General features: G+C 72.6%; 1 protein-coding gene. It reads right to left on the bottom strand.

The window, feature by feature from the left end; all coding sequences use genetic code 11:
- Positions 1-924: cytochrome P450 (locus ACFXA3_RS36730; protein WP_385194543.1), on the bottom strand; the 924-nt coding region annotated here is incomplete at its 3' end.
- Positions 925-1,030 lie beyond the last annotated feature (106 nt).

Raw genomic sequence — 1,030 nt, 5'->3', positions numbered from 1 at the left:
ACCCCCCACACCCAGAACGATTGGGGTGTGGGGGTGTCTATTTGATTTAAACCAGACCCGCCGCACCCGCACCACGAGGAGCCCAACTACGGGGGCGTCGAACTGCGCGTCGTCCGTGCTCGTGGCGGCGGCGAGCAGGCTCAGCAGGTCCTCGCCACCGGCTGCGGCCCCGGCCCCGGCCGTGGCCCCAGTCCCGGCCGTGGACCCGGCCCCGCTGCGGCGCGCGGCGATGATCTCGTCGCAGACCGCGTACAGCTCGTCCATCGCGGCGGCCGCCCGCTTGTTGCCCGGAGTGGGCCAGGTGCGCGGGATGTTGGCGGGGGAGTAGCCGCGGCGCAGCACGTACTCCGTGATGACCGGAAAACACCGGTCGACCACGTCGACGGTGGCCTCCACGTCCGTGCCGAACAGGATGCGGGCGACCGCGCGCAGGGCGAGCCGCATCATCTCCTCGCCGACGTCGATCACGGCGCCCGGGGCCCGCTCCCAGCTCTCCACGACGGCCCGGGTCTCGGCGGCGACGGCGCCCGCGTAGCCGTCCACCCGGCGCTTGGTGAACAGCGGCTGCACCAGCCGCCGCTGGCGCAGGTAGTCCTCGTCCTGGCTGGTCAGCAGCCCGTTCCCGAAGGAGTCCCGGAGCTCCTGGTAGAAGGCGTTGTCCTTGCGGAAGTTGGCCGACTCCGCCGCCAGGACCTGCTGCGCGCCCTCCGCGGAGAAGACGCAGTAGAGCTCGGCCCGCAGCCCGGGCGGCCCGGCGGTGATCCGTACGACGTCGCCGTGCTGCTGCCGGGCGCGCAGGTAGGTCCCGAGCGAGTCCGATTTCAGGTCGAACAGCGATCCGACCAACGGAATCCCCGCGAGCGCGGGAACCTCCGTACCTCCGGCTGCGCCGTCCGCGCCGTCCGCTCGTGTCCCCACTGCCATGGCCGCCCCCTCGACACCGTACGTACGGCCCCGATTCTGCCCGCCCGCCGCCGGGGGCGCCGGGGATCACCCCGCCGGCCGGCCTGTCGCTTAGACACATCACCGA

It is taken from the genome of Streptomyces sp. NPDC059456, from assembly GCF_042750055.1.
GTDB lineage: Bacteria > Actinomycetota > Actinomycetes > Streptomycetales > Streptomycetaceae > Streptomyces.
This window is presented reverse-complemented; position numbering and strand designations above follow the sequence as displayed.